Genomic DNA, 1155 nt, shown 5'->3' with positions numbered 1-1155 from the left:
GGGCCTGTTGCGCAGTTAGCGAGAACAGGCTCGCAGAGGGGTTTTGGCCGCGAAGTCTGTTGTGCTTGGTGGGCGATTTGGCCTTGGGGTTGAGTTTGATGGTGGCGGTGCGGCCCCTAGGCCGGTAGCTGGGCGCACCTATCCTGTGATGGCCGCCCATCGGCGCATGTTGAAAGCGATCGCCGCCATCGTTACCTGGGCTGCGGCCTTGGCCAGTCCGACATAGCGGATCATGGTCAGCTTCATGCGGTTCTTGAGCGTGGCGAAGGTGGTCTCCACTGCCGCTCGCCGTCTGGCGATCAGGCGATTGTAGTGCTTGAGCCGCTCAGGCAGCGCATGATGCTTGTTGGGGCGGCGGGCAATGCGCACCTTCTTGCCTTCGGCCTTGAGCCGGGCACGGCGAGCATGGGTGTCATACGCGGCGTCCGCCCACACCGTCTTCTCGTCGCCGCAGATCAAGGCATCAGCCATTACCGTGTCGTTGACGTTGGCCGGTGTGGTGATCACCGTGCGGATCAGACCGGAGCCCTCATCCACCCCGACATGAGCCTTGTAGCCAAAGGTGAGGCCGCGTTTGCCCTTGCGTGCGGTGATGCGAGCGTCTGTGTCCTTCGACGGCCGCTCAGGCGTCGGTGGCGCCGAAACCGCATCGATCAGTGTGGCATCCAGCATTGTGCCGCGCTTCAGGATCACGCCGGCTTTCTCCAACTGCCGGTCCAGTTCGCCGAACAGCTTCTCCATCAGCCCTTCGCCGACAAGCAGATTGCGAAAGCGCGACAGAACCGTGTGGTCGGGGATCGTATCGTCCAGCCCCAACCCGGCAAAGCGCCGGAATGACAGCCGGTCGCCCAGCGCTTCCTCCAACTCGCGATCAGACAGGCCATAGAGCGATTGCAGCAACAGCGCCTTGAACAGCACCAGTGGCGGCCAAGCTGCCCGGCCAGGTCCACCATCGCGCAGCGGGTTGAGCAGCTTCTCGAAGCGGTACCACTTCACCAGACCTGACAGACGGTCGAGTGGCGAAGAACCGCCCGCAAGCTTGTCGCCTAGAAACGCCTCCGCCAGGCTCAACTGTCCCGTCTGCTTCACAGCCATCGCGATTCCCTCCGAGCTTCCTCTCAGAGAATCATAACCAGCCAATTACGCAACAGGCCC

1 protein-coding gene is annotated in these 1155 nt (G+C 62.7%); it reads right to left on the bottom strand.

Going from position 1 to position 1155, the window contains the following annotated elements:
- Positions 1–138 precede the first annotated feature (138 nt).
- On the bottom strand, positions 139–1095 hold the full coding sequence (locus LB538_RS29125) for an IS5 family transposase (RefSeq protein ID WP_095770217.1): 957 nt from the start codon (positions 1093–1095) through the stop codon (positions 139–141).
- Positions 1096–1155: the final 60 nt, after the last annotated feature.

The sequence above is a fragment of the Mesorhizobium sp. Ca11 genome, from assembly GCF_020165275.1.
Taxonomy (GTDB): domain Bacteria; phylum Pseudomonadota; class Alphaproteobacteria; order Rhizobiales; family Rhizobiaceae; genus Mesorhizobium.
This window is presented reverse-complemented; position numbering and strand designations above follow the sequence as displayed.